This window comes from Paenibacillus tepidiphilus, assembly GCF_008635795.1.
Lineage (GTDB): Bacteria > Bacillota > Bacilli > Paenibacillales > Paenibacillaceae > Paenibacillus_AQ > Paenibacillus_AQ tepidiphilus.
In genome coordinates this window covers 83,503-107,039 of the sequence record NZ_VWRQ01000003.1, presented here as the reverse complement: position 1 = coordinate 107,039, position 23,537 = coordinate 83,503, and the positions used below count along the sequence as shown (strand labels likewise).

20 protein-coding genes and 1 tRNA gene are annotated in these 23,537 nt (G+C 57.2%); 14 read left to right on the top strand and 7 right to left on the bottom strand.

Annotation, left to right across the window (positions count from 1 at the left end; all coding sequences use genetic code 11):
• Positions 1–199: 199 nt before the first annotated feature.
• A complete protein-coding gene (locus F1379_RS04720) occupies positions 200–2,251 on the top strand; it encodes a methyl-accepting chemotaxis protein (protein WP_239004555.1) in 2,052 nt (683 codons plus the stop codon).
• Between the two features lie 406 nt (positions 2,252–2,657).
• Complete coding sequence (locus F1379_RS04715) at positions 2,658–3,668, top strand: phosphotransferase enzyme family protein (RefSeq protein WP_150266902.1); 1,011 nt, start codon at positions 2,658–2,660, stop codon at positions 3,666–3,668.
• Here the strand turns inward: F1379_RS04715 and F1379_RS04710 are convergent.
• Together F1379_RS04710 and F1379_RS04705 are read right to left on the bottom strand one after the other, a co-directional pair.
• Entirely contained in the window at positions 3,654–4,052 is a 399-nt protein-coding gene (locus tag F1379_RS04710; protein ID WP_150266900.1) for a GNAT family N-acetyltransferase, read from the bottom strand. The two genes, F1379_RS04715 and F1379_RS04710, sit on opposite strands and share 15 nt — an antisense overlap.
• A 129-nt stretch (positions 4,053–4,181) precedes the next feature.
• Positions 4,182–5,456 (bottom strand): histidine--tRNA ligase, encoded by a 1,275-nt coding sequence (locus F1379_RS04705; RefSeq protein WP_150266898.1) that lies wholly within the window; start codon positions 5,454–5,456, stop codon positions 4,182–4,184.
• Positions 5,457–5,806: 350 nt separating this feature from the next.
• Between F1379_RS04705 and F1379_RS04700 the strand changes: the two genes are divergently transcribed.
• From F1379_RS04700 to F1379_RS04690, 3 genes are all read left to right on the top strand, one after another.
• A complete protein-coding gene (locus F1379_RS04700) occupies positions 5,807–6,448 on the top strand; it encodes an HD domain-containing protein (RefSeq protein ID WP_420850475.1) in 642 nt (213 codons plus the stop codon).
• A 95-nt stretch (positions 6,449–6,543) separates the two neighbouring features.
• The gene (locus F1379_RS04695; RefSeq protein ID WP_150266894.1) at positions 6,544–7,716 is read left to right on the top strand and encodes a M20 family metallopeptidase; all 1,173 of its coding nucleotides are present in this window, start codon (positions 6,544–6,546) and stop codon (positions 7,714–7,716) included.
• Between the two features lie 254 nt (positions 7,717–7,970).
• Positions 7,971–10,280, top strand: coding sequence for an endo-1,4-beta-xylanase (locus F1379_RS04690; RefSeq protein WP_150266892.1), 2,310 nt, complete (start codon positions 7,971–7,973; stop codon positions 10,278–10,280).
• A 122-nt stretch (positions 10,281–10,402) separates the two neighbouring features.
• Here the strand turns inward: F1379_RS04690 and F1379_RS04685 are convergent, their stop codons facing one another.
• On the bottom strand, positions 10,403–12,121 hold the full coding sequence (locus F1379_RS04685; RefSeq protein WP_150266890.1) for an ABC transporter ATP-binding protein: 1,719 nt from the start codon (positions 12,119–12,121) through the stop codon (positions 10,403–10,405).
• 219 nt (positions 12,122–12,340) lie between these two features.
• On the opposite strand from F1379_RS04685, the gene F1379_RS29980 reads away from it, so the two are divergent.
• The 3 genes from F1379_RS29980 (at position 12,341) to F1379_RS04675 (ending at position 14,508) form a co-directional block, all read left to right on the top strand.
• On the top strand, positions 12,341–12,442 hold the full coding sequence (locus F1379_RS29980; protein WP_203457039.1) for a sporulation protein YjcZ: 102 nt from the start codon (positions 12,341–12,343) through the stop codon (positions 12,440–12,442).
• Positions 12,443–12,702: 260 nt separating this feature from the next.
• Positions 12,703–13,935, top strand: coding sequence for a CynX/NimT family MFS transporter (locus F1379_RS04680; protein ID WP_150266888.1), 1,233 nt, complete (start codon positions 12,703–12,705; stop codon positions 13,933–13,935).
• A 303-nt stretch (positions 13,936–14,238) separates the two neighbouring features.
• Positions 14,239–14,508 carry a hypothetical protein gene (locus F1379_RS04675; RefSeq protein WP_150266886.1) on the top strand — a complete coding sequence of 90 codons (270 nt, stop codon included), beginning with the start codon at positions 14,239–14,241 and terminating at the stop codon, positions 14,506–14,508.
• A 1,291-nt stretch (positions 14,509–15,799) separates the two neighbouring features.
• Here the strand turns inward: F1379_RS04675 and F1379_RS04670 are convergent.
• The 4 genes from F1379_RS04670 to F1379_RS04655 all read right to left on the bottom strand — a co-directional run bounded on the left by F1379_RS04670 (position 15,800) and on the right by F1379_RS04655 (position 19,023).
• Complete coding sequence (locus F1379_RS04670; RefSeq protein ID WP_150266884.1) at positions 15,800–16,558, bottom strand: class I SAM-dependent methyltransferase; 759 nt, start codon at positions 16,556–16,558, stop codon at positions 15,800–15,802.
• Between the two features lie 102 nt (positions 16,559–16,660).
• Positions 16,661–17,890, bottom strand: coding sequence for an MFS transporter (locus tag F1379_RS04665; protein WP_203457038.1), 1,230 nt, complete (start codon positions 17,888–17,890; stop codon positions 16,661–16,663).
• A 57-nt stretch (positions 17,891–17,947) separates the two neighbouring features.
• Positions 17,948–18,562 (bottom strand): LysE family translocator, encoded by a 615-nt coding sequence (locus tag F1379_RS04660; protein ID WP_150266882.1) that lies wholly within the window; start codon positions 18,560–18,562, stop codon positions 17,948–17,950.
• On the bottom strand, positions 18,559–19,023 hold the full coding sequence (locus F1379_RS04655; RefSeq protein WP_203457037.1) for an Lrp/AsnC family transcriptional regulator: 465 nt from the start codon (positions 19,021–19,023) through the stop codon (positions 18,559–18,561). The genes F1379_RS04660 and F1379_RS04655 overlap by 4 nt, the downstream gene beginning before the upstream one ends.
• Before the next feature lie 234 nt (positions 19,024–19,257).
• On the opposite strand from F1379_RS04655, the gene F1379_RS04650 reads away from it, so the two are divergent.
• The 6 genes from F1379_RS04650 (at position 19,258) to F1379_RS04625 (ending at position 23,343) form a co-directional block, all read left to right on the top strand.
• Positions 19,258–19,342 (top strand) — tRNA-Leu (locus tag F1379_RS04650).
• Positions 19,343–19,604: 262 nt separating this feature from the next.
• Complete coding sequence (locus F1379_RS04645) at positions 19,605–20,324, top strand: sigma-70 family RNA polymerase sigma factor (RefSeq protein ID WP_150266878.1); 720 nt, start codon at positions 19,605–19,607, stop codon at positions 20,322–20,324.
• Positions 20,287–20,595, top strand: coding sequence for a hypothetical protein (locus F1379_RS04640; RefSeq protein WP_150266876.1), 309 nt, complete (start codon positions 20,287–20,289; stop codon positions 20,593–20,595). Before F1379_RS04645 ends, F1379_RS04640 begins: the two co-directional genes overlap by 38 nt.
• Positions 20,596–20,615: 20 nt before the next feature.
• A complete protein-coding gene (locus tag F1379_RS04635; RefSeq protein ID WP_150266874.1) occupies positions 20,616–21,491 on the top strand; it encodes an ABC transporter ATP-binding protein in 876 nt (291 codons plus the stop codon).
• On the top strand, positions 21,488–22,711 hold the full coding sequence (locus F1379_RS04630; protein ID WP_150266872.1) for an ABC transporter permease: 1,224 nt from the start codon (positions 21,488–21,490) through the stop codon (positions 22,709–22,711). The genes F1379_RS04635 and F1379_RS04630 overlap by 4 nt, the downstream gene beginning before the upstream one ends.
• The gene (locus tag F1379_RS04625; protein ID WP_162551074.1) at positions 22,711–23,343 is read left to right on the top strand and encodes a hypothetical protein; all 633 of its coding nucleotides are present in this window, start codon (positions 22,711–22,713) and stop codon (positions 23,341–23,343) included. Before F1379_RS04630 ends, F1379_RS04625 begins: the two co-directional genes overlap by 1 nt.
• The last annotated feature ends 194 nt before the right edge of the window (positions 23,344–23,537 follow it).

Here is a 23,537-nt window from a genome sequence, read left to right as displayed (position 1 = left end):
TTGCGCAGATAAGCAAAGTCGCCATTCGTTAACACGTATCACCTGAGCCGATAGACATAGTGAAACTATCGTTTTCGACATATTTTTCGCAAAATGTTCAGCTAATCATCATGGAATCTTCACAAACACCCGGTTTTTACCGATATTATTGTGACAATGGATACATTCCTTACACAGGAATGAGTCCCAGAAGATCAGAATGAAGGACGTGGAGAAGATGAAGATCCGGATGAAGCTGTCTGTAATAATGATTGCCGTTACCTTATTGTCTACGGTGATCATGGGTGTTTTTACGTACAACAAATCCACGGGGACCATTCTGGATATGACCGAAACGGCTATGGCCGAGATGAACAAGGGGAAAGCAGACACCATACAAGCGGTAATTTCCAAAGAACAGAGAAGCATGGCCCTGGTAGCACAAGAGACGGAGGTTGCCGAGCTCCTGCTGAAGGCGGCAAAAGGCGGAATCGCCGGCGGCGACCCGCTGCAGGCCGAGCTTAATGCCAAGCTGCAGAGACTGGTGGAGCAGGCAGGCAATCTTGAGCATATGTTTGTGGCAGATATGAACGGAATAGCCGTCGCCGACAGCGATATCAAGCTCGTAGGCACCGATTTCAGCGAACGAAATTACGCCAAGCGGGTTTTCGAAACCGGTGAACCTGTCATTAGTGAGACACTGAAATCGAAGTCGACCGGAGCTTATGTACTGGCCTTTGTCCATCCGGTAACGAGCGGAGGCAAGATGATCGGCTTTGTCGCTTCGGCAGTGAATGCCAGCGGAATGATCGAGCACCTGGCCAATGCGAAAGTCACTAACGCCCCTTCCTCTTACGCCTATCTGGTGGATGAAACCGGCAATATGCTGTATCATCCCGACGAGACGAAGATCGGCTTACCGGTCGAGAATGCGCAGATTAAAGAGGTAGTGGAGCGGGTGAAGGCCGGTGAGCCGGTCGAGCCAGACAACATTGAGTACATCTATAACAACGAAACGAAAAAAGCCGCGTACGAGCTGATCCCGGAAACGCGATGGACGCTCGTGCTAACCGGCGATCTCGATGAGGTGATGGCACCGGTCAGTGATATGACCCGTTACATTGTTCTGCTCGGAATCGGCTGTGTGCTGCTGTCCCTGCTGATTGGGCTGTTCGTGGCCCACCGTATTTCTTCTCCGATCATTAAGCTGACCGGGATGATCAACAAGACGGCGGACCTGGATCTGGTCTATGATCCGCAGTATGAGCCGCTGCTGAAGAACAAGGATGAGACCGGCACCATCGCGCGGGCGATGTTCCATACCCGCTCTGTGCTGCGCGGGATGGCGGAAAGCCTTGTGGCCATCTCCGGCAAGGTGATGGACAATGCGGAAACGCTGGAGAAGCTGTCGGTTGAGGTGCGCGAGAATGCGCATGACAACTCGGCGACTGCCCAGCAGCTCTCGGCGGGCATGGAGGAGACGGCGGCCTCGGCGGAGGAGATGACGGCGGCGATCCAGGATATCGGCAGCCATGTGCAGCTGATTACGGAGCAGGCACAGACCGGAGTGGCAGTATCGGGAGGCATCACGGACCGTGCCGTGTCCCTGCAGGACAGCGCCGGCGCCTCGACGGAGCAAGCCAAGCGGATGTACGAAGAGGTGCGGACCGATATGGAGCAGGCCATTGCCCGTTCTGCGGCCATTAACGATATTCATACCTTGGCCGACACCATTCTTGCCATCACCAGCCAGACTCAACTGCTGGCGCTGAACGCGGCGATTGAAGCCGCACGGGCCGGGGAAGCGGGCCGCGGCTTTGCGGTGGTGGCCAGCGAGATCCGCAAGCTGGCCGATCAGTCCTCGAAGACGGCCAGCGGGATTCAGGAGGTCGTTCATAACGTGTATTCTTCCGTGGAACAGATGAAAGAGAACTCGGAAGCGATGCTCCAGTTCATCGACCACAATGTGCTTAGCGATTATGAGCGGCTGATCGAAGTCAGCCGGCAATATCACAGCGATGCAGCCATGGTCAATGACCTGATGATCCGCTTCGGCTCTGCGGCGGAGCATCTGAGCGAAACGGTATCCGCCATCGGCACGGCCGTTCATGAAGTCGCCGCTACGGTCAACGAAGGTGCTGTCGGCGTACAGGACATCGCCGAGAAGACGGGGGACATTGTCGAGAAGACCTTCCAGGAAGCAGCGATGGCCGACGAGAATACCCAAAGTGCAGCGGCCCTGCAGGAGCTGGTGGCGAAATTTAAAGTTTAGCGTCGCCTTAAGGTAATCTTTAGCCGGGCTTCAGGTTAATTTAAGCTTCGCGAATTATACTTGTACTCATATCCCCTTATTATATACATTGAAGCCCCGCCGGCGCCCGGCGGGGTTCTTTTTTTGCCGCAAAACCGCAAAAAACCGGATATACAGGAATCCGCCTGCTGTTATATACTGTTAATACTTATGTTGCGGTTAGTGAAACTAAATTCAAAGGAGGAATACCTGTGACTGTGACAAGGTTTATGGGCTGCTCTATGCAAAGTCTGTGCATATCTAGCGACGGCGGTTGCCTGCATAGAGCCTGAATGAAACCGCTGCTGTTCGGCAATCTCTGATTTCACTGGATATCGCCGGGCTTTGCTGCCTTAAACCCCCAAATTTAAGGAGCGGAGCGATAATAATGAATACTATGAATGAAGATAACCAACGAAGCGCTACATTGAATAAAGCCAGAGCGGCTGCTGCAGCCGCTTTGCCGCATTACGGCCTGGAGTGGGACAAGATCATTTATCTGGGCTATTCGGACAGCATTACCTTCAAGATTGAGACGGCGGCTGCGGGGAGCTTTCTCTTGCGGGTCCACAATGCGCAGGCCCGTGCCGGGGAGCTGGTCTCTGAATTGCAGCTGCTTGACGCCTTAAGCCTGACCCTGCAATTCCCTGTCCCGACCGGTCTTGCCGCTGTCTCGGGCGAAACCGTTATCCAGCCCGGCGGGGCGGAGCTGCAGCTGCCGCTGGTGACGGTAACCCGGTGGGTGGAGGGAGAGCTTCTCAGTGATACGCTTACCGATGCGCAAGCAGCCGAGCTGGGCGTGATGACCGGAGAGCTGCATCAGGCGGCGGCAACGTTTGACCCTCCGGCGGGCTTCACCTGCCCGGTCTGGGGAATGGGCAGCTTTGGGCTTGAAATGGAGCGCTTGAAGGAGCACTATTCGGGCTTCCTTACGGAGACGGAATGGGGCTGGTATCAGGATGCAGCCGCCCAAATAGGGGATGAGCTTGCTACCCTTGCGCCATCACCTGACAGCTACGGGCTGATCCATGGCGATCTGCATCCCGGTAATATTATTGAAGACGGCCGCCGGCTGATGCCGATTGACTTCGGAAGATGCGGCTACGGCTATTACCTCTATGACCTGGCTGCCTTGCTGCTGGGCTTGTCTCCCCGGCAGCGGGAGCTGTGCATAGAAGGGTATGCGTCGGTACGGACGCTGCCGGTGAATGCCGTGCGGCAGCTGGAATGCTTTTTCATTATGGTGATGATCGGGAATTACAGCCATCATGCCGGCAATCCGGAGGAAATCCCGGGGCTGCAGGAAGAACAGCCCTATGCCCTGGCCTTCCTGCGGGAATATTTGCGGGGTGAATCCTTCTTGTTCAGAAGAATTGCGCCGGTATCACCGGAGGCGTGAGATTTCGAAGGCGTTGGCCAGCTTCTGAAATCCGAGCCGGGGATAATATTCCATGGCTGTAGGGGCAGACAGCAGGAGCAGCATTGCCTCTTCGCCCAGATGCCCGCGCAGGCTGGCGACCAGCTCCGTGCCGATGCCCCGGCGCTGATATTCCTTGCGGACCGCCAAATCGGAGAGATAGCAGCAATAGGCATAGTCGGTGATCGCACGGGCGAGTCCTACCGGATGTTCTCCGTCCCAGGCGGTCACGAGAATGTCGGCATGCTGCAGCATTCTGCCGATACGCTCCAGATCATCCACCGGCCGCCGGAGACCGGCGCTGCGGAAGATATCCGCCGCATCCTCTGCAGCCAGCGGATGATTCAGGGTATAAGAAATAGCCATATAGATTCCTCCAGATATAGAATAATAAAGGATTGAAGAGCACGCAGCTTAACTCATTATGCAGCGAACGCGGACCGGGGAACAGGGCCAATCAGCCGATATTCCCCCGGTCCATTTTTTGTCCTGCATTCATGCCTCCAGCTGCCAGATTGCCTGCTCCAGAGGCAGCAGCTCTTCTGTTCCCTCCCGCATATCCTTGAGCAGCACCTTGTCCTCCGCGGCTTCATCCTCACCGATCAGCATGACATAACGGGTGCCCCTGGCCGAGGCGGAGGCCAGAATCTTCTTGAGCTTGCGCCCGCCGGATTCCAGTGCCGCGCGGATGCCCGCCTCCCGCAGCGCAGCGGCTGCCAGCAGCGCCTGCGGCAGCGTGCCGCCCAGCGGAACGATCAGCACAGCGGCGTTCGGCTCCGGAAGCGGGCGGTCACCGAGCAGCGCCATGATCGCCTCCATTCCGAAGGAGATACCGACCGTGGGATAAGGAATATCCTCCCGGCCGGACAGCTTGCCGATGATCGCATCGTACCTTCCGCCGCTGCCAAGGCTGGAGGTGTAGCTGCCGGTGGCATCAAAGATTTCATACACCGTTCCGGTATAGAAGGAGAGCCCGCGCGAGAGGAAGGGATCGAAGGAGCAGACGCCGCTGAGCCCGAGGGTGGCGGTCAACCGTTCCAACTCCAATACCTCCAGGGCTCCCGGCTTGCCGGCAAGCCCGAAGGTTTCCGTCAATCGGGTGAAATCCGGGCTTTCCTGCGCCAGCAATCCGGCAATGCCGCGCACGGCATCCGATGACAAGCCTTTGGCGGCCAATTCGTTCAGCACACCGTCTGTGCCGGTCTTAGCCAGCTTGTCGAGCGTCAGCATGACGGAGAGATGCTCTTCCGGGGGCACACCCACCGCTTCAAGAAGCTCCCCGAGGAAGGTACGGTTGTTCCATTTCAGCACCACGGGGATTTCCAGCGCGCCAAAGACCTGCACCGCAAGCTGCATCAGCTCCGCCTCGGCCTGCGGGCCGGCAATCCCGGCGATATCGGCATCGCATTGCAGGAACTCGCGCAGCCTTCCCTTCTTGACGGGGCCGTCGCGGAATACTTTACCCATTTCATAACGGCGGAACGGAAGCTCGATGCCGGGATGCAGCGCGACCACCTTGGCGAACGGAATCGTCAGATCATAACGGAGCCCCAGCCTGCGTCCGCCCTGATCGGAGAGCTGATACATTTCCTTGAGGATCTCATCGCCTCCGGCGTATTTGGAGGTTAACAGCTCAAGCTCGTTGAGCAGCGCCGTATCCATTGCCGTGAAATCGTACAGCTCGAAGCAGCGGCGCAGCGTCTCCTGGACCTGCAGCCGCAGGGCCTGCTCTTTACCCCAGAAATCATAAGTTCCCTTAACATTTTGCATCGTCAGACAGCTCCTTTGGATTAGCGGCCCAGCTATTGGTGCAGGGCCTCTTTCTTGTCTTCAAATAAAAAAACGCGCCGGACCCCGTGGTCCTGCGCGTTTCGTATATCGCAGGGAGGTCAGAACGCGAATAGCGTTAGCCCTCCCTGAATTCATTCAGGAGTGCTAACGCTGCTTGTGATAATAAAATGCTTTCGTTATGATGGTAATGCTGTTCACAGAAATCATATCCTCTCCAACTGGATTACAGCACATTATAGCGGACGGGGCAGAACCTTGCAAGCATGAAAATAACATATCATCACGATAACAAACAGAACCGGGGGTATATAGCATTGAATGAGCAGAAGATGATCGGCGAAGCGGAAGCCTTCGCCCAAGCAGAACTGGGGCAGGATCATACCGGGCATGACTGGTGGCATACCTGGCGTGTGCGCAACACGGCGGAGCTGATCGCCGGAATGGAAGGGGCGGACCGCAGCATCTGTATTCTCGCAGCGCTGCTGCATGATGTCGCCGACGAGAAGCTGAATCCATCCAAGGAAGCGGGACTGGATAAAGTGCGCAGCTGGCTGGAGGAACGTATGGAGGATGAGGCGCGTCTCCAGCATATCATGGACATCATCGAGACGATGTCGTTCAGCGGCGGTGGCGGCCGGCCGATGGCCACGGCGGAAGGACGGTGTGTACAGGATGCGGACCGGCTGGATGCACTGGGGGCGATCGGCATTGCCCGGACGATGGTGTTCTCCGGAGCCAAGGGCCGGCCGGTATACGATCCGCAGACCCCGCCGCGCGATGAAACGCTGAAGCAGGAATACCGCGATTATTCCAAAGGGACGGCAATCAACCATTTTTACGAGAAGCTGCTGAAATTGAAGGCTATGATGAACACGGATTACGGGCGCAGGCTGGCGGAGGAGCGGCATCAGTTCATGCTTGCCTACCTGGAGCAATTTTACCGGGAATGGAACCAGGGGAGCGAAGCCTGAAGCCCATTCGCTAGAAAAAGTGATTTATGCGGCTGCATCCCTGCCCGGAAATAGCGTATTTTGTTACATAAATGCATTAAGGGGAGGGAACCGGGATGAAGAATGTCAGGGAACGCGAAACCGCCGTGACGTTTCTGCAGCAACTGATTCAGGCGGATACCTGCAATCCGCCGGGCAATGAGCATGCGCTGGCCAAGCTTATAGGCGATTTCCTGCAGGAATATGGCCTGCCATGCAGCATTCATGGGATTGAGCAGGGACGCAGCAACCTGGAGTTCTCGCTGAAGGGGGGCGCAGGCCGGAAGCTGATGTTCTGCGGCCATCTGGATACGGTCAGCGCCTGGACGCCGGATGCGGGCAGCTACCCGCCGCATGGCGCAGTCATTGCGGATGGCAGGATGTACGGGCGTGGGACCTCCGATATGAAAAGCGGGCTGGCCGCCATGCTGCTGGCCGCCGTATCGCTGCATCAGGAAGGAATTGCGCTCGGCGGTGAGCTGACCGTGCTTGCGACCGCCGGCGAAGAAGTGGACAGCTGCGGCGCCTGGCACTACGCCGAGCACACCTCCCTGCGGGACCTGGACGCCATTGTAATCGGTGAACCGACCGCGAGCAGGGTGGCGGTAGGCCACAAGGGAGCACTGTGGCTGCGGATTACGCTTTATGGCCGCAGTGCCCACGGCTCCATGCCGCAGCTCGGCGTCAATGCTGTCGAAGGCATGATGGAGCTGATCTCGCTGCTGCACAGCCACGCGCTGGAGTGGCAGGCTCATGATCCGGTGCTGGGAAGCAGCAGCTTGTCGGTCAACCGGATGGAAGGCGGCGTGCAGACCAATGTCATTCCGGACCGCTGCGTCATTGATGTCGATATCCGCACCGTTCCGCCGCTGCGGCATGCCGCATTGCTGGACGAGATATCGGCCAGGCTGAAGGCCATCCGCAGACGGCATCCCGATTACCGCTATCAGGTGGAGCAGCTGCTGGACCGGAGCGTGGTCTTTACAGACCCCGGGCATGAGCTGATCCGCACGGCGCTTGAACTGGCGGGCGCTGACGGCGGTGTCTCCGTTCAAGGGGTGTCCTACTATACAGACGGCTCGGTGCTGCATGATGAAGGCCGCCTGCCGGTGCTGATTTACGGGCCAGGGGAGCCCGGCCAGGCCCATCAGCCTGATGAATGGGTGGATATTGAGGCCTATTTGCAGTCGATTGACTTTTACCGGGAGCTGGCACTGCGTTATTTGGGAACTGCAGCTGTGCAGGAATAGTCGTTATGTGGCAAAAAATCGCTAAAACGCCTCTTTTACTATTCCATAAATGGAATTATTTATGTTAAAATACAAATAAAGAGCCCGGCTGCCTGGATGAACCTCACCTGAGTATTCACCGTCAGCCGGGCTTCTCATTTTAGTTGCAAGGAGAGGGGGATGCAGCGGAAGGAAGGCAAGGCAGAGGCAGTATTTGCACCCGAACGAATTCACCTGAATGAAAGGAATTCAATCCGTGAAGGGAGAAGAACGGGATGAAAAAATCAGTCTTTATGAAAGCGCTTAACATGCTATTTGTATTATGCCTTCTCTTACCTGCTTACTGGACAACCCCTGCGCATGCCGAGAACACATTGGTCACGCAAAGCGACTTTGAGGACGGCACGGTCCAGGACTGGGCCGGACGCGGCGGTGTCGAAGTGCTGGCTGCCGAGGCCGGCGCCGCCCGCAGCGGTTCCTATGGCCTTAACGTCAGCGGCCGGACCAAGACCTGGCACGGTCCGTCGCTGGATGTCACCTCACAGCTGCAGGTGGGACAGACCTATGTTTTTATCGGCTATGTGAAGCTGCCTGCCGGCGCTTCCAATACCAACGTATATATGTCCCTGCAGCGTACGATGCCGGCTAACACCTACTACGAGAATCTGACCTACGCCTCCGTCGGCTCAAGCGGCTGGGTGAAGCTGCAGGCCCAGTACAAGGTGCTGGAGCAGGCCGATAATCTTGCGGTGTATTTTGAAATACCGGACAGCGCCACGCAGTCCTTCTATCTGGATGATTTCCGGCTGGAGCAGCTGCCTGATCAGGGGCCGATCGTGATTGAAGAGAGCATTCCTTCGCTGAAGGACGCTTTTGCCGGGAAGTTCCTGGTGGGTACAGCCTTTACGAACAGCGAGCTGATTACCGCTCCGGACAAGCAGCTGCTGACGAAGCATTTCAACAGCCTGACGCCGGGCAATGTGCTGAAATGGGACAGCACCGAGCCGCAGGAGGGCGTATTTGATTTCGACGACTCGGATGCCGCGGTAGCCTTTGCCGCCGCCAATGGGCAGGAAGTCCGCGGGCATACGCTGATCTGGCACAACCAGACACCGAACTGGGTATTTTATGACGCGAACGGCGCTCTGGTCTCCAAGGAAGTGCTGTATGCACGGATGAAGGCTCATATCGACACCGTCATGGAACGGTATAAAGACGATATTTACGCCTGGGATGTGGTGAATGAGGTCATCGACGCCTCCCAGCCGGACGGTCTGCGCCGCAGCCTCTGGTACCAGATCGCCGGCGAGGAGTACATTCAGAAGGCTTTTGAATACGCACATGCCGCCGACCCCGATGCGAAGCTCTTCATCAATGATTACAACACGCATGAATCCGGCAAAAGCCAGGCGCTCTACAACCTGATCACCCGTCTGCAGGCCAAAGGCGTGCCGATTGACGGCGTCGGCCACCAGACCCATGTCAGCCTGTACTATCCGACCTTGTCCGAGATCGAAAATTCGATCATCAAATTCAAGGCGCTCGGACTGGAAACGCATATTACGGAGCTGGATGTCAGCGTGTATTCCAGCAGCTCCCAGTCCTACGATACGTTCCCGGCTGATCTGAAGACCCGCCAGGCGAACCTGTACAAGTCGCTGTTCCAGATCTTCCTGCGCCATACTGATACGGTCACCAGCGTCACGGTGTGGGGCAAGGATGACAGCAACACCTGGCTGCGGACCTTCCCGGTTGCCCGCAACGATTGGCCGCTGCTGTTCGATGAGCGGCTGCAGTCGAAGCCGGCCTATTGGTCCGTCCTGGAGACCGTAGCTACACCGGCGGTTCCGGCGGCCCCGGCCAATGTCAGCGCTACGGCCGGCAGTGCACTGGTCAACCTGAGCTGGAGCGCCTCAAGCGGTGCAGCCAGCTATAAGGTGCAGCGCTCCCTTACCAGCGGCGGGCCTTACACGAATATTGCGAGCGTGGCGGGAACCAGCTACAGCGATGCGGCAGTCACGAACGGTACGGCCTACTATTACGTAGTCAAGGCTGTGAACAGTGCAGGAGAGAGCCCGGCCTCCGCGCAGGTATCGGCGACGCCGAGCGGCACGACGACCCCGATTACGGGGCTGTCGGTAGCTTACCGGACAGGCGATTCAAATCCCGGAGACAACACAATGAAGCCGTTCCTGAACATCAAGAACGGCAGCGCCTCCACGGTCAATCTGAACGAACTGACGGTCCGCTACTGGTACACGATTGACGGAGACAAGGCTCAGACCTTCTTCTGCGATTATGCCCAGATCGGCGGCAGCAATGTGTCGGCCAGCTTTGTGAAGCTGGATACGCCGCGTACGGGGGCGGACTACTATGTGGAGCTGAAATTCGGCGCCGCTGCCGGCACCCTTGCACCCGGCGCCAGCACGGGCGAGATTCAGACCCGCATGCATAAGGCCGACTGGTCGAGCTTCAATGAGAGCAACGACTATTCCTACAACGGGCTGCAGACGGCGTTCGCCGATTCGGCCAAAGTCACCCTGTACCGCAACGGCGTTCTGGTGTGGGGAACAGAGCCCCAATAACGGATAGGCGTTGTGTAACAGAACAGCAAACTTCATATATAACGGCAAGAGGCACCTTCCGGCTGATCCGGAGCGTGCCTCTTTGGTTGCTTTGCGTGATGCGCGGAATGATCCGCCGAAGCTTAGGACATGGCGTACTGGGCCTGATACAGGCGGCTGTAAATGCCGCCGGCATTCAGCAATTCTTCGTGGCGGCCTTCCTCGGATATGCCGTTCTCCCCAACGACAATAATCCGGTCGGCATTCTTGATCGTGGTCAGGCGGTGGGCAATGACCAGTGTCGTGCGCCCGACAGCCAGCTCGGACAAGGACTGCTGGATCGCCGCTTCCGTCTCGGTATCCAGCGCCGAGGTCGCCTCATCGAGAATCAGAATCGGCGGATTCTTCAGGAACATCCGGGCGATGGCCAGCCGCTGCTTCTGTCCGCCGGACAGCTTCACGCCGCGTTCGCCGATTACGGTATCCATGCCGTCCGGAAGACTCTGAATAAGCTCCTCCAGATGGGCGCGTCTTGCCGCCTCCCAGATTTCCTCCAGGTCCGCGTCCAGCTTGCCGTAAGCAATATTCTCACGGATGGTGCCGGAGAACAGGAACACATCCTGCTGCACGATCCCGATCTGGCGGCGCAGCGACTGCAGCTGCAGATCACGGATGTCCATGCCGTCGACGGTGATGGCTCCGCCGGTCACTTCGTAGAAGCGCGGCAGCAGGCTGCAGATCGTTGTTTTGCCTGCACCGGAAGGACCTACGAAGGCGATGGTCTCGCCGGCTTTCACCTTCAGGCTGATATCGTTCAGTACCGGCCGGTTGCTGTCATAGCCGAAGCTGACCTGGTCGAACACAATATCGCCGTGCAACTGCTTGACCTCGATGGCATCCGGTTTATCGGCAATGTCCGGCTCGGTGTCGATAATCTCCAAGTAACGCTTGAAGCCGGCGATGCCTTTCGGGTAGCTTTCAATAACGGCATTAATCTTCTCGATCGGCCGGAAGAATATGTTGGACATCAGAATAAAAGCCACGAATTGGCCGATTTGCAGCTCACCCTGGATGAAGAACCAGGCGCCGCAGATCATGACGACAATCGTAATCAGACGGGTCATCATATAGCTAATGGAGGAACTGCGGGCCATCAGCTTATAGGCAAGCAGCTTCGTTTCGCGAAATTTCTGGTTATCCACAGCGAACAAAGCTTTTTCATGCTCCTCATTGGCAAAAGATTGTACGACGCGGATTCCGCCGACATTGTCCTCGATCCGGGCGTTGAAGCTGCCGACATTGCCGAACAGCCGGTGATAGGTACTGGTCATGCTGCGGCCGAAATAAATGATCACCCAGGCCATCAGCGGCACAATGATGAAGGTGATAACCGCTAGCTGTAAATTGATATCCGCCATCAGCACAAAAGCTCCGGCCAGTGTCATCAAAGCGATGAACACATCCTCCGGACCATGGTGCGCGACTTCCCCGATATCGTTAAGATCGTTGGTGATCCGCCCAAGCAGATGACCGGTTTTATTGTTGTCGAAGAAGCGGAAGCTGAGCTTCTGAATGTGGTCGAACATCTTTTTGCGCATATTGGTTTCGATGTTGATGCCCAGCATATGCCCCCAATAGGTGACGATATACTGCATTACGGCATTCAAGGCGTAAATCGCCAGCAGGGCGATGCAGGCAAGCAGAATCAGCGGCCAGTCCTGGCCCGGCAGCAGCTCGTCGATAAATTTATTGACGGCAACCGGAAACGCCAGCTCCAGCAGACCGGCTACCACCGCACAGATGAAATCAAGCGCGAATAGCTTCTTGTAGGGCTTATAGTAGGAGAAAAAACGGCGCAGCATCTTGGATTCACTCATTTCTGTTAGATTATGTATCGCTAGTTGAGAGTCATTCTCAACTGATCCGTATTCTTAGGATACTAACGGCGGACAGGGTATTTGTCAACGAAAAAAGGCTGAGCCTCAGGACAGTTGGGCTCAAACTTTGCCGTTTTACCCAATCCGGAAGGTTATTCTCCACATATGTTAATTTTGTATTCCAGCACAAAGGAGGAGACATTCATGAGCGAAAATGTCGGCGGCTACAACATGTTTACTTCGACCGGAGCGATTCTGGTCCTGTTCATCCTTCTGGTAATCATCACCAAATCCTTCTGGGTGTAATTCAAGACTCTCCCGCTGTACAAAAAGGGCTGCCCGCGAGGGCGGCCTTTTTCATGCTGTGAAACAGCCTGACTGACGCTTCTGCTGTGGTACATTCTCGCGGGCGGGGCTATAATGGAACAAGTTGTGTACGGGCGACAATGAATGCAGCAGGAATGTCTGCGGCTGCCCGCACGATTACATACAGTTTCAATCGCCGCCGGACAAGCCGTAAGCCTGGGCGGCGAATAAGGTCTCTTACGACAACATGGAGGAGCATCATGAACACAAACCACAAACACAGTTCCGCTGCCAAGGACGGCGGATTGGCCACCGGCCGGTCTGCGGGCAACCGGGGGCTGCTCATCGCGGGCATTCTTCTCGTGGCTGCGGCACTCCGCGCCCCGTTCACTTCGGTAGGACCGCTGATGGAGATGATTGCCGGTGACCTTGGCCTCTCAAGTGCCGCGGCGGGCACGGTCACGACATTGCCGCTGCTGGCTTTTGCGCTGCTGTCGCCGTATGCGCCGCAGCTGGCGCGCAGATTCGGCTCCGCAGCCGTGCTGGCGGCGGCCATGCTGGCGCTGTGCGCCGGCACCCTGGTCCGTACCCTGCCGGGCACGGCGCCTTTGTTCGCCGGCACGGCGCTGATCGGTATGGCCATTGCCGTATGCAATGTGCTGCTGCCGGCGCTGATCAAGGGGCAATTCCCGGCGCGGATCGGCCTGATGACGGGGCTGTACACCGTGTCCATGAATATATGCGCTGCGGCGGCCTCGGGTCTCAGCGTTCCGCTGGCCAGGCAGGCCGGGCTGGGCTGGAGGGGAACGCTTGCGCTGTGGCTTATCGTCGCCGTGCCTGCCCTGCTGCTCTGGATTCCGCAGCTGCGCACCCTGCGGCAGGAGAGCGCCGGCCGGACCGCCGGTTCTGCAGGCAGGATGTGGCGTTCGCCGCTGGCCTGGCAGGTCACTTTATTTATGGGCCTGCAGTCGCTGCTCTATTATGTGCTGATCGCCTGGTTCTCGGTTATTCTCGGTGAGCGGGGCATGTCCTCCGAGCAGGCAGGCTGGATTCTGTCGCTGATGCAACTGGCCCAGCTGCCCTGCACGTTCTTCGTGCCGATCTGGGCGGGTAAGCTGAAGCAGCAGCGTCCGCTGGTGCTGGTCACAGCCGTGTTGTTCCTGATCGGCATCGGCGGTGTCTGGCTGGGCGGCAATGCCTGGATGCCGCTGTGGGCCATCTGTATCGGCATCGCCGGGGGCTTCGCCTTCGGGCTGGCGATGATGTTCTTTAGCTTGCGCACCCGCAGTACCCGGGAAGCAGGCGAGCTGTCCGGAATGGCCCAGTCTGTGGGCTATTTGCTGGCCGCCCTGGGCCCGGTGCTGTTCGGGCTGCTGCATGACGCCGTGGATAGCTGGGACCTTCCGCTTGCCCTGCTGGTTGCGGCCAGCCTGCTGCTTCTGGCCGCCGGCTGGGGGGCGGGGAGCAGCAAATTTGTAGGCGATGAACGATAACGTTAAGGCTGAGCATGCAAACCAGGAGGAGCTGCTGCGGAAGAAGATATTCTCGCTTCCTTAGACAGCTCACCGGCATATAAGACAAGCAGAGCAGCGGTCCTCCGGTCAATGGAGGGTCGCTGCTCTGCTGTGTGCGCCCGGCATGGCGATAACTTGGCGGTAAGAGTCCGCTGCAGGCTTGGCTTTAAAGACTGTAAAGCTTGCTGTGAAAACTCAGCAGAGGCCATAGTATTTGAAAGTTATTTATCGGGAAAGGCAGAACAATCGTAAGTCTCAAGTCAGACCGAGGGAGAGCCGACGATGAAAGCAGAATACCGAAAGGGCTGTCTGCAAAGAGATAGTGTGGAACGCGAAGAGTCTGCGGGAGCGCGGAGCGTCGGTAATCGGAAAGGTAGAGAAGGAGGCGGTGCAACGGACCTGCTTCAGCAAATTCTGCACAGAAACAATCTGAACAGAGCCTGCAAGTTCGTCAAGTTATCAAGTTATGGAGCAGGTGTAAATCTGCATTCGGGTGGGGTAGGCCAGTTCTATGTAGCCGATATGAAACGGATCTTGCAAGCTGGAGCGTAAGGCTGCGCATACGGCGTAACAAATACTAAGCGTTTTTCTTCTGTATCAACTTCTCAATATATATCCAAACATAGTAAGTAATCCAAAAAGCCATCGCCGTTCCTAATAATGCAAAAGACCTTTTAAAGGATGAAAGATTAAAAGCCAAGACCATTCCTAAAATGAGGAAAGGGGGTAAGAGGATAAAATACTTTTTTATATGCAATATGACTAACTCCTTTTTATTGTTTTGATATATATAGATTGAACTAAAGATTTTTGTGTTGGGATTAGCCGTGACGCAAGAAAACCTTTGGACTTCCGGTCGCTTCCCGTCCGTAGATTTCTTGATTTATACCACTTGTTGCGGTTCCGGCCTCCGACTGATGGCTTTCCGCAGTAAAAGCTGATAGGCGAAGCACGGGCTGTCATCGTTTTAAGCTGCTGAAATGTAGATCGTGATTATCCTCCACACAGGTCAAATCAATAAGATTGATGAGGAAGGCCAAGAGCACCCATGACTAAAGGCGACAGCAGCTATTGCTCTTCATGACCTCACTAACCGCTGCTAAGCTGCTAATTGCAGTTTGTACAACTATATCCATCTAAACAGGCCGTTTCCCGGCTATAGTTGCATTTTGTACATCTATTTTCTTGCTTTAAGGCCGTTTGATCCCAATATGCTGATTTTAGTTGCACGAAATACATCTATCCTTCAAAAATGGGTGCATACCTAACAAATAGTTGTACGAAATACATTTATCCTTGTTGATTAGGGATTGCTTTTCGTTCATCATCATACCTAAACAGAGCCGGATAGAGCCTGCTGCCAGCGAACTCAACAGCAACTAGCGGTATTCATCTGGAGAACGGGAATGGGCAGCGTACGGAAGTCCATAACTTTAATTCACTTTCCGGCCTTATTCAGGCTAATCTTAAGTTCAACTTATATAGATACATTAATATTAACAAAACATTACAGAAGTTCAAAATAAATAATTATTATTGCTACACAGTCCGAAGAGATTTCGCAGCAATTATTGAGGGACCGGCATAGCCACTATAAGGAGAGAATCGGCCATGGACCGGACACGATAAGCATACCGAATTCTGGCCCATGGAACAGCTTGCCTACTAAAGTACGTAATGATCACCACAACGACGGCGAAGGCCGGCATATACAACAAACCGCCACTGGATCGGCCAAAGAGCCTGCCTGACAGCCAGTTCATGGCTGTCAGGCAGGCTCCTTGATGTGCGAGTGGACGTTGTGCGGCAATCAAAGCATACGAGCTTAGCGAGTGCCCAGCACCTACACCTTCCGGGCGGCGATACGCAGCCGCCGGTAATCCATGACCCAGCGCCCGTCCTGGTACAGCTGTGCGTGCAGCTCGCGCTCCATAAAGACAAGTACTTGCTCCCGCTCGGCGGGCGTAAGCACGCTGAGAATCCCGTCCGCGAAGGTGTTCAGCCAGCCGCGGAAGCCCGCCTCTCCGCCGCTGAGCGGAGTCGGGCGGTCATAGCAGAGCGCCAGCTCCACGCTTAGACCGCACCGCTCCAGCAAGGAGGTATATTCTCCGACGCTCGGGAAATACCACGGCAGCACAGCCTGGCCTTGGCGTCCCGCCGCTGCGAACGCACGGGGCAGCGCTGCGGTGACCGAGGCGATGTTGCCCGCTGCGCCGAACTCGGCAACCAGCCGCCCGCCGTGCCGCAGGCTGGCAGCGATGCTGCTGGCCGCGCCCTCGGCGTCCGGCAGCCAGTGCAGGGCGGCGTTGCTGAAGACGGCATCGGCAGGAGCCGCCGCGCGGTAACGCTGGCCGTCCGCCAGCACCCAGGTGAGGTCCGGGTATTTGGCCCGGGCGGCGGCCAGCATCTCCGGCGAGGCGTCAATACCCGTGACGGCGGCGCCCCGTTCTGCAATCGCAGCGGCCAAATCTCCCGTGCCGCAGCCGTAATCAATGATCTGTTCGCCGGGCTGCGGGTTCAGCAAATCAATCAGCGACTGGCCGAAGCCCGAGACAAAAGCCATGTCCGCATCATATGTTCCGGCACTCCATTTCTGGTTCATCGCAAGCTTCCCTCCGTTTCAAGCTTATCTTCCATGCATAAAGAACAATACCGTTGTACCACATCGCTTACACATCTGTGAAATACATAAATCAAATCAAGCTTATTGGTGCTGCCTATCGCCACTGGCAGAAGCCGCGCCGTTCCTGCCCAGCCTGCGGATCGGCGATGCCAGGGCGATGGCCACTTCTGCAAGCTTGGCCCCGGCGGCCAGGAGGAACACCGCTCCAGGAGGCAGCGTTCCCGTCATCCAGCCCCCGAGCAGGGCGCCGAGGGGCATGGCGGTACGGGTCAGCACCCGGGAGAAGCTGAGCACCCGGCCCAGCAGCTCCGGCGGCACACTGCGCTGGCGGACTGATGCGGCAAGAATGGACCAGGCTGTATTGCAGGCCGCTACAAGCGCGAAGCCGAGTCCCGGAGCCAGCCAGAAGGGGCTTAAGGCAGGCAGGAGGAAGCCGCAGGTTCCGGCCAGCAGCAGCAGCGGAATCAGGCGTCCGTAGCGGCAATGCCGCTCCAGAAGGACAATGGCCAGACTTCCGGCCAGGCCCCCGGCCGCCAGCAGACTGTAGGTGATGCCGATTCGCCCGCCGGACAGCTGCAGCGTCGTGATCAAATAATAGGTGAGCGTGGCATAAGCGGCGCTGTAGCCGAAGTTGCCGATCGCCGCCTGCAGGGACAGCGCGAGCTGCACGGGAGCGCGGACCAGCCAGGCCAGACCCCCGGCCATCTCGGCGAGAACGCCGGTGCGGGATGCGGCTGCCCGGCTGCCGCTGTCTGCGGGCAGCCGCCACAGCACGGTCAGAGTGGCGGCGAAGGAGCAGACGTCCAGCCACAGGATGGACGTCAGGCTGAACGCGGAGACCAGCACACCGGCAATAGCGGGACCGATCATATCGGCCAGCTGTCCGGCTGCCTGGACGCCCGCATTGGCACGGGTCAGCCCGTTCCCGGCAAGCCGCGGAATAATTGTTACCACCGCCAGATCATAAACGGTGGATAACAGGGAGAGCAGCAAGGTGAGTGCATACAGGCACCAGAGTTCAAGGAGCCCGAAATGCTCGAGAACCGGAACCAGGGCAACCAGTCCCATTCTGGCCAAGTCCGTAAAGAGCATCAGCCGTCTGCGGTCGAAGCGGTCAAGCATGGCGCCGGCAAGGGGGGCGAAGAGGATTACCGGCAGGACGCTCACGGCAAACAGCGAGCCCATCACCAGAGCCGAGCCTGTCAGCCGGTACGAAAGCAGCGGAAGACAGAAGGTATAAAGCGCATCGCCGATCCTGGAGATGAAGTAACCTGCCAGAAATGGAGTCAGGGTGAGAGGTTGCTGTGCCAATGCGGACAATCTCAATTTAAGTCTCTGCGGGAATTTCATCTTATAGTGCAATGTCCGCTACCTCCCTCCGGTCAGGGCATTCCAGAATGTAAATAAGGCGAAGCCCATCAGCAGGAGCGCTGTGAGGATATGGAGCCGGCGGATCAGAGTATCCGGCACCCGGCCGCGAATCCAGACCACCACGGCGGATAGCAGCAGCCACCAGCACAGGGAGCCGGAGGCAATTCCTGCAGGAAGGAGGAGAGAGCGGCCGGCAGACGCTCCGAGCGAAGCGGACAGCGCCATGAAGCTGAGTATGGTGGCTGGATTAGCCAGTGTTAGCAGCAGTGAAGACAGCAGGAAATAGGTATTCCCGCTGCGTCCGGCTTCAGCGGCGGAGCCGGAGGAAGGAGCCCGCAGTGCTTTTACGCCAAGGTATACGAGGAACAGGCTGCCCAATACCTGAAGCGGCGTGTTATAGCCGGTGGTAAAATTCGTCAGGGCCCGGAAGCCTGCGACGGTGATGAGTGCATAGGCGGCGTCGGCGAGCGCAATCCCTGCTCCGGTGGCGCAGCCTGCCGCGAACCCGCGCTGCAGTGTGCGGTTGATGAGCAGCAGCGCCATGGGACCGACAGGCGCAGCGACGATGAAGCCGAAGCCAAGCCCGCCGAGCAGGGCTTGCCAGTGCATCATGGGGCATCTGCCGGAGGCAGCGGCACATTGGGCGTCTCCTTGACCGTGCCCAGAATGATGGTGGTGCGGGTCCGCATAATTCCCGGCAGGCTCTTCAATTCCTCGCTGATGAGACGATCAAGGTCCCTTGTACCCCGGCAGCGCACCTTCAGCATATAGTCATCGTCTCCGGCCGTATGATGACATTCCTGAATCTCCGGCAGCCGCCGGACCAGCTCCAGGAAGGGCTGCCGGTGCTCGGGCCGCTCCAGGGAGACCGCAATCAGTGCCGCCAGGCCGTATCCGGCAGATTCGGCGTCAATCAGCGCGGTGTAGCCGCGGATCACGCCCTGCTCCTCCAGCCGCCGTACCCGGTCCGCGGCTGCCGGAGACGACAAGCCGAGCTGCCCGGCCAGTTCGGCCCAGGTGATACGCCCGTAATGCATTAACGCGGTAATAATTTTGTAATCCAAGGAATCCATGATCTCACACCTTCTATAATTAATTATTTATCTTATAATACCTTTGATAATAAGGTTTGAAAGTGATTTATCTATCATTCTGCAGTCTAGACCATCCAGACGGAATCGGGGTTGAAATACGATCTCCATAACATGCGAATCGTTAATAATTAAATTCCGAAAAAAGTCTTGCCTTTTATCGTGAATAAGTGTATATTCTTAATTACGGTGATTGAAACACCGGATACATATTATGCGGTCGTGGCGGAATTGGCAGACGCGCACGGTTCAGGTCCGTGTGGGCTAACCCCCCGTGGAGGTTCGAGTCCTCTCGACCGCATCATGGTTAAAGAACAGGCTTCTGATTGACAGCAATGTCATGAAGGGCCTGTTTTTTTGTGAATAAGAGTGAGGAAGGATTACGGACAGAGCATGACGAATGAAGCATCATGCAAATGATGGTGTGAAGCTTGCAGCAGCCTGGGCTGCTGCCGACAGAAGAAGATCAAGCCCGCACAATTGCTGTTTGGCAGTTGGCGGGCTTTTATTTTTGGCAGAGGAAGTGTAACCAAATTGGGGGCTTGTGCGAATAACAAGTAGTTATAAGGAGAGAGGAGGGGAGCGGGACGGACAGAAGCGATGTCAACGGGGGACGGCGGCCGCAGCCGGACGGATATGCTGCAGAAGCAGCGGATGAAGAAGAACAAATACTAAGGCGGTTCCGGCAGGGTGAACGCGATGCTTTTGAATGGCTGGTACGGAAATACCGGCAGCCGGCGGTACGGTTTGCTTATCAGCTGACCGGGGACTATCACATGGCTGAGGACTTGACGCAGGAATGCTTTGCTGTGGTGCTGGTCTATCCGGAAAAATATGATTTTCGCGCCTCGTTCAAAACGTATCTGTATACGATTCTGCGCCATAAATGCATCGATGCCCTGCGCCGGCAGCGCAAAGTACAGACCGGTATTCAAGGGCCACGGCACGCAGCGGAGGACAGAGAGGGGCAGGCTGCGGAGTTCCGGGACAGCAGGCAAGGGTCTGGCGAAACGGAGAATAATCCCGAAATGCTTGCCGTGATTCGCGAACAGGACCGGGAATGGGTCAGGCGCATGCTGGCGCTGAAGCCCGATTACCGGATGGCCGTCTATCTGGTGGATGTGAGCCAAATGAATTATGCGCAGGCGGCGGCCATCATGCAGCGCAGTACGGTCAGCTTCAAGGTGCTGCTGCACCGGGCCCGTAAGAAGCTCAGGCAAATATATGAACAGGAGGAGTGGGAAGGTGAACTCAGAAGAACGGGAGCAAGCATTTCTGGATGAAGTCTACCGGAAAGCCCGCCTGCTGGAATACGACAAACGCGAGGCGGAGAAGGTCCGGCATAACCACAGAATATTGGCCAGACAACGTTGGGTCAAAGTTGCGGTGGTTCTCGGATCTACGGTCTCGGCTGCAGGAATGAGCCTGTACGGAGAGATTAATGAAGGCATCTGTATCCTGGTGTCGCTGCTGCTCTTCGGAGCCGGAATGGCTGTGGAGCGATTCGAATTAAGCTGGAATGCGGACAAGCGCACTGGCAGTGGAAGCAATTAATTAGGGAAGAGGGGCCTGAAGTGGAACTGAACATTGAACAATTAAGCAAATCGTATGGCGGCAAAACGGCCTTGAACGGGATCAGCCTGCGCATCGGCGAAGGCATACACGGGCTGCTCGGTCCGAATGGAGCCGGCAAAACCACGCTGATGAGGCTGCTCGCCACCCTGCTGGAGCCAAGCTCCGGCAATGCCTTCATCGGCGGCATTCCGCTGCGGGACAAAGCGCAAATCCGGCGGATGGTCGGCTATTTGCCACAGGAATTCGCCGTCTACCCGGGAATGACGGTATTGGAGGCAATGGACTATCTGGCCTTGCTGTCAGGGATGCAGAGCCGCGCCGAACGCAAGCGGAGAATTGATGCGCTGCTGGAGCAGGTCAATCTGACGCAGCAGCGGCGGACGAAGGTGAAGGCCCTCTCCGGCGGGATGAAGCGCAGGCTGGGCGTCGCCCAGGCGATGGTGCATGAGCCGCAGCTCCTGATCGTCGACGAGCCGACGGCGGGGCTCGACCCGGAGGAGCGGATCCGCTTCCGGCAGCTGCTGAACCGGTTCTCCGAAGGGCGGATTGTGCTGCTCTCCACGCATGTCGTAGAGGACGTGGAATCGACCTGCGAGCAGATGACCGTGCTGCACCGGGGGGAGCTGCGTTATCACGGCCGGACCAGCGAGCTGACCGCTGCAGCCGCCGGCCGGATCTGGACGGCTGAGCTGGAACGCGGCCAGTGGGAACGGGAACGCGAGCGGTTCCCGGTGCTGTCCGCCGTGCCGGAGGGGACCGGGATGCGCATCCGTATTCTTGCCGATGAAAGGCCCTATGCAGATGCTCAGCCGGCCGTTCCTTCAATTGAGGATGCATACCTGTACTTGATGCGCAAGGAGGCAGCGGTCCGATGAGGGAACTGATCGGGAAGGAAATGCGCATGACTCTGCGCAGTCTGGTGTTCTATCTGTTCATTGTGGTCTCCTGCTTCTTCTACTTTACCCAGTACGCCACCGACGAGACCTGGGGTGAACTCGGCCCGCCGTCAAGCTCCGCTCCGCAAAATATCGGCACGGCCGAGCACCCGTTATACGGCTGGAGGCTGCCGGCAAATGCCGGTGAATTAGCGCAAAGTATACAGCAGGAAATGAAGTGGAATCTGGAATCCGGAACTGTCCAGAAGCTGCGGCTCGGGTTTCTTGTAGATACAAGGCTCAGTGAGAGAGAGAAGCAGGCGCTCTCTGCTGCGGCATCCGAACTAGAGAAAGTTATACAGAATGCGGATCAGTATACGATGGATGATGTCCATCAAATTACCGGAGATTTAAACCGGGAGCTCGGCGGCAACTCTTTTTACCGGATTGGTGTGGATAGCTTCCGGATTAACGTGGAAACACCGGAAGAGGCTCTGGCCGCGCAGAAACAAGTAGCTGCCGACTATGAGGCCAAGGTATCCGCAGGAGAACTGCTGCCTGGAGCCGCCCGTTATTTCTGTGATTACCTGTCCTTATCAGCCGGTGTATTTCCGGTGTTCCTGTCGGCGTTCCTCCTGCTGCGGGACCGCTCCAGCCGGATGAGCGAGCTGATTTACAGCCGCAGCGTATCCCGCTGGGCCTATGTCGGCTCCAAATTCATAGCGCTGGGCATTATGCTCTCTATCGTATACCTCCTGCTGGCCGTCCTCGGCGCCTGGCAGACGGTAAACGTCCTGGAGCTGGAAGGCCAATTGGGAGAGGCCCTTAGCGCATTCCTTGGATATACGGCCTGGTGGCTGCTGCCGACGGTCTGGGCATCCGTTGCCTTCGGAATGTTCGGCTCCATGCTGTTCCGCCGGGGAATCGTCCCGGTTGCCCTGCAGCTTGTCTGGTGGTTTATTTCGCTGCTGCCGCTGATGGGCTCCTATGACTTCTACAGGCTGCTGATCCGCTTCAATTCTCCCAATGATTACAACCTGTACCGGGATTGGGCGGATGAAATCGCTCTGAACAGGGGCTTTTATCTGGTGCTGGCCGTTCTTCTGGCTGCGGGAGCGGCGTGGTTATGGGAACGGGACCGCAGCAGGGCAGACGCCGGCGCTGTATTCAGAAAGCCAAGAAGGGGCAAGAAGTCTTCAGCCCCGGCGGAGGCGCTCTGATGCCGGGCCAAGGTACGGTGAAGCTGGGCTGGTACAATCTCAAGCTCACCGCCAACTATTCCTGGCTGTTGTCACTGCTGCTGCTAGCTGTAATCCCCTTCTTCATGGACCCGATTCTGATGGGAGCCGCCGAGGCGGGCAAGCTGGGCGCGCTGCTGCTGAGCTTCATCGGGCTGATTGTCTTCCCCCATCTGGCCTTGCTGGAAGAAGGGGGAATCGGCGAGGTCGTCTTTGGAAAGGCCGTCCGGCCGTTCCCGCTCTTCCTGTTCCGCTGGCTCGCCACCTTCGTTTTTGTATTCCTGGCGGTAGGCCTGCTGTACATATACCTCCGGCAGCAAGGGGCAGCCATCGAAGTATGGTCCCTCACCGGCAGTGTTGCCATTGCCGCAGCCGCACTGGGGTCGCTTGGGATGACCGCGGCGCTGCTGCTGGGCAGCCTTCCGGCCGGTTATATCGCGGGATTCGCTTGGTATTTAATCGATTATTCCACGAAAGGGAGGCTGACCGGGTCTTTCTATCTGTTCGGCCTCCTGAAGGGGGGATGGGGCCGGAATCAATGGCTGCTCGGCGGACTTGCCCTGGCGCTGGCCCTGGTCTGTGCCTGGCTGCTGCCGCGCCGGCGGCTGGACTAGAAGCCGCGCTGCACCTCACTGCTTCAAACGGTTGCACCCAAAAAAAGCAGAGCAGCGATTCCCGCTTGGAGGATCGCTGCTCTGCTTTATTGTCCGTGCTGTGGCTTGTTCGAAGCAGGAACCCGCTGGTCCCCGGAACCCCCGGCCTCCCAGACCCCCTGGAACCCAAGCTTGTTCACTTGTCCCAATGCCTT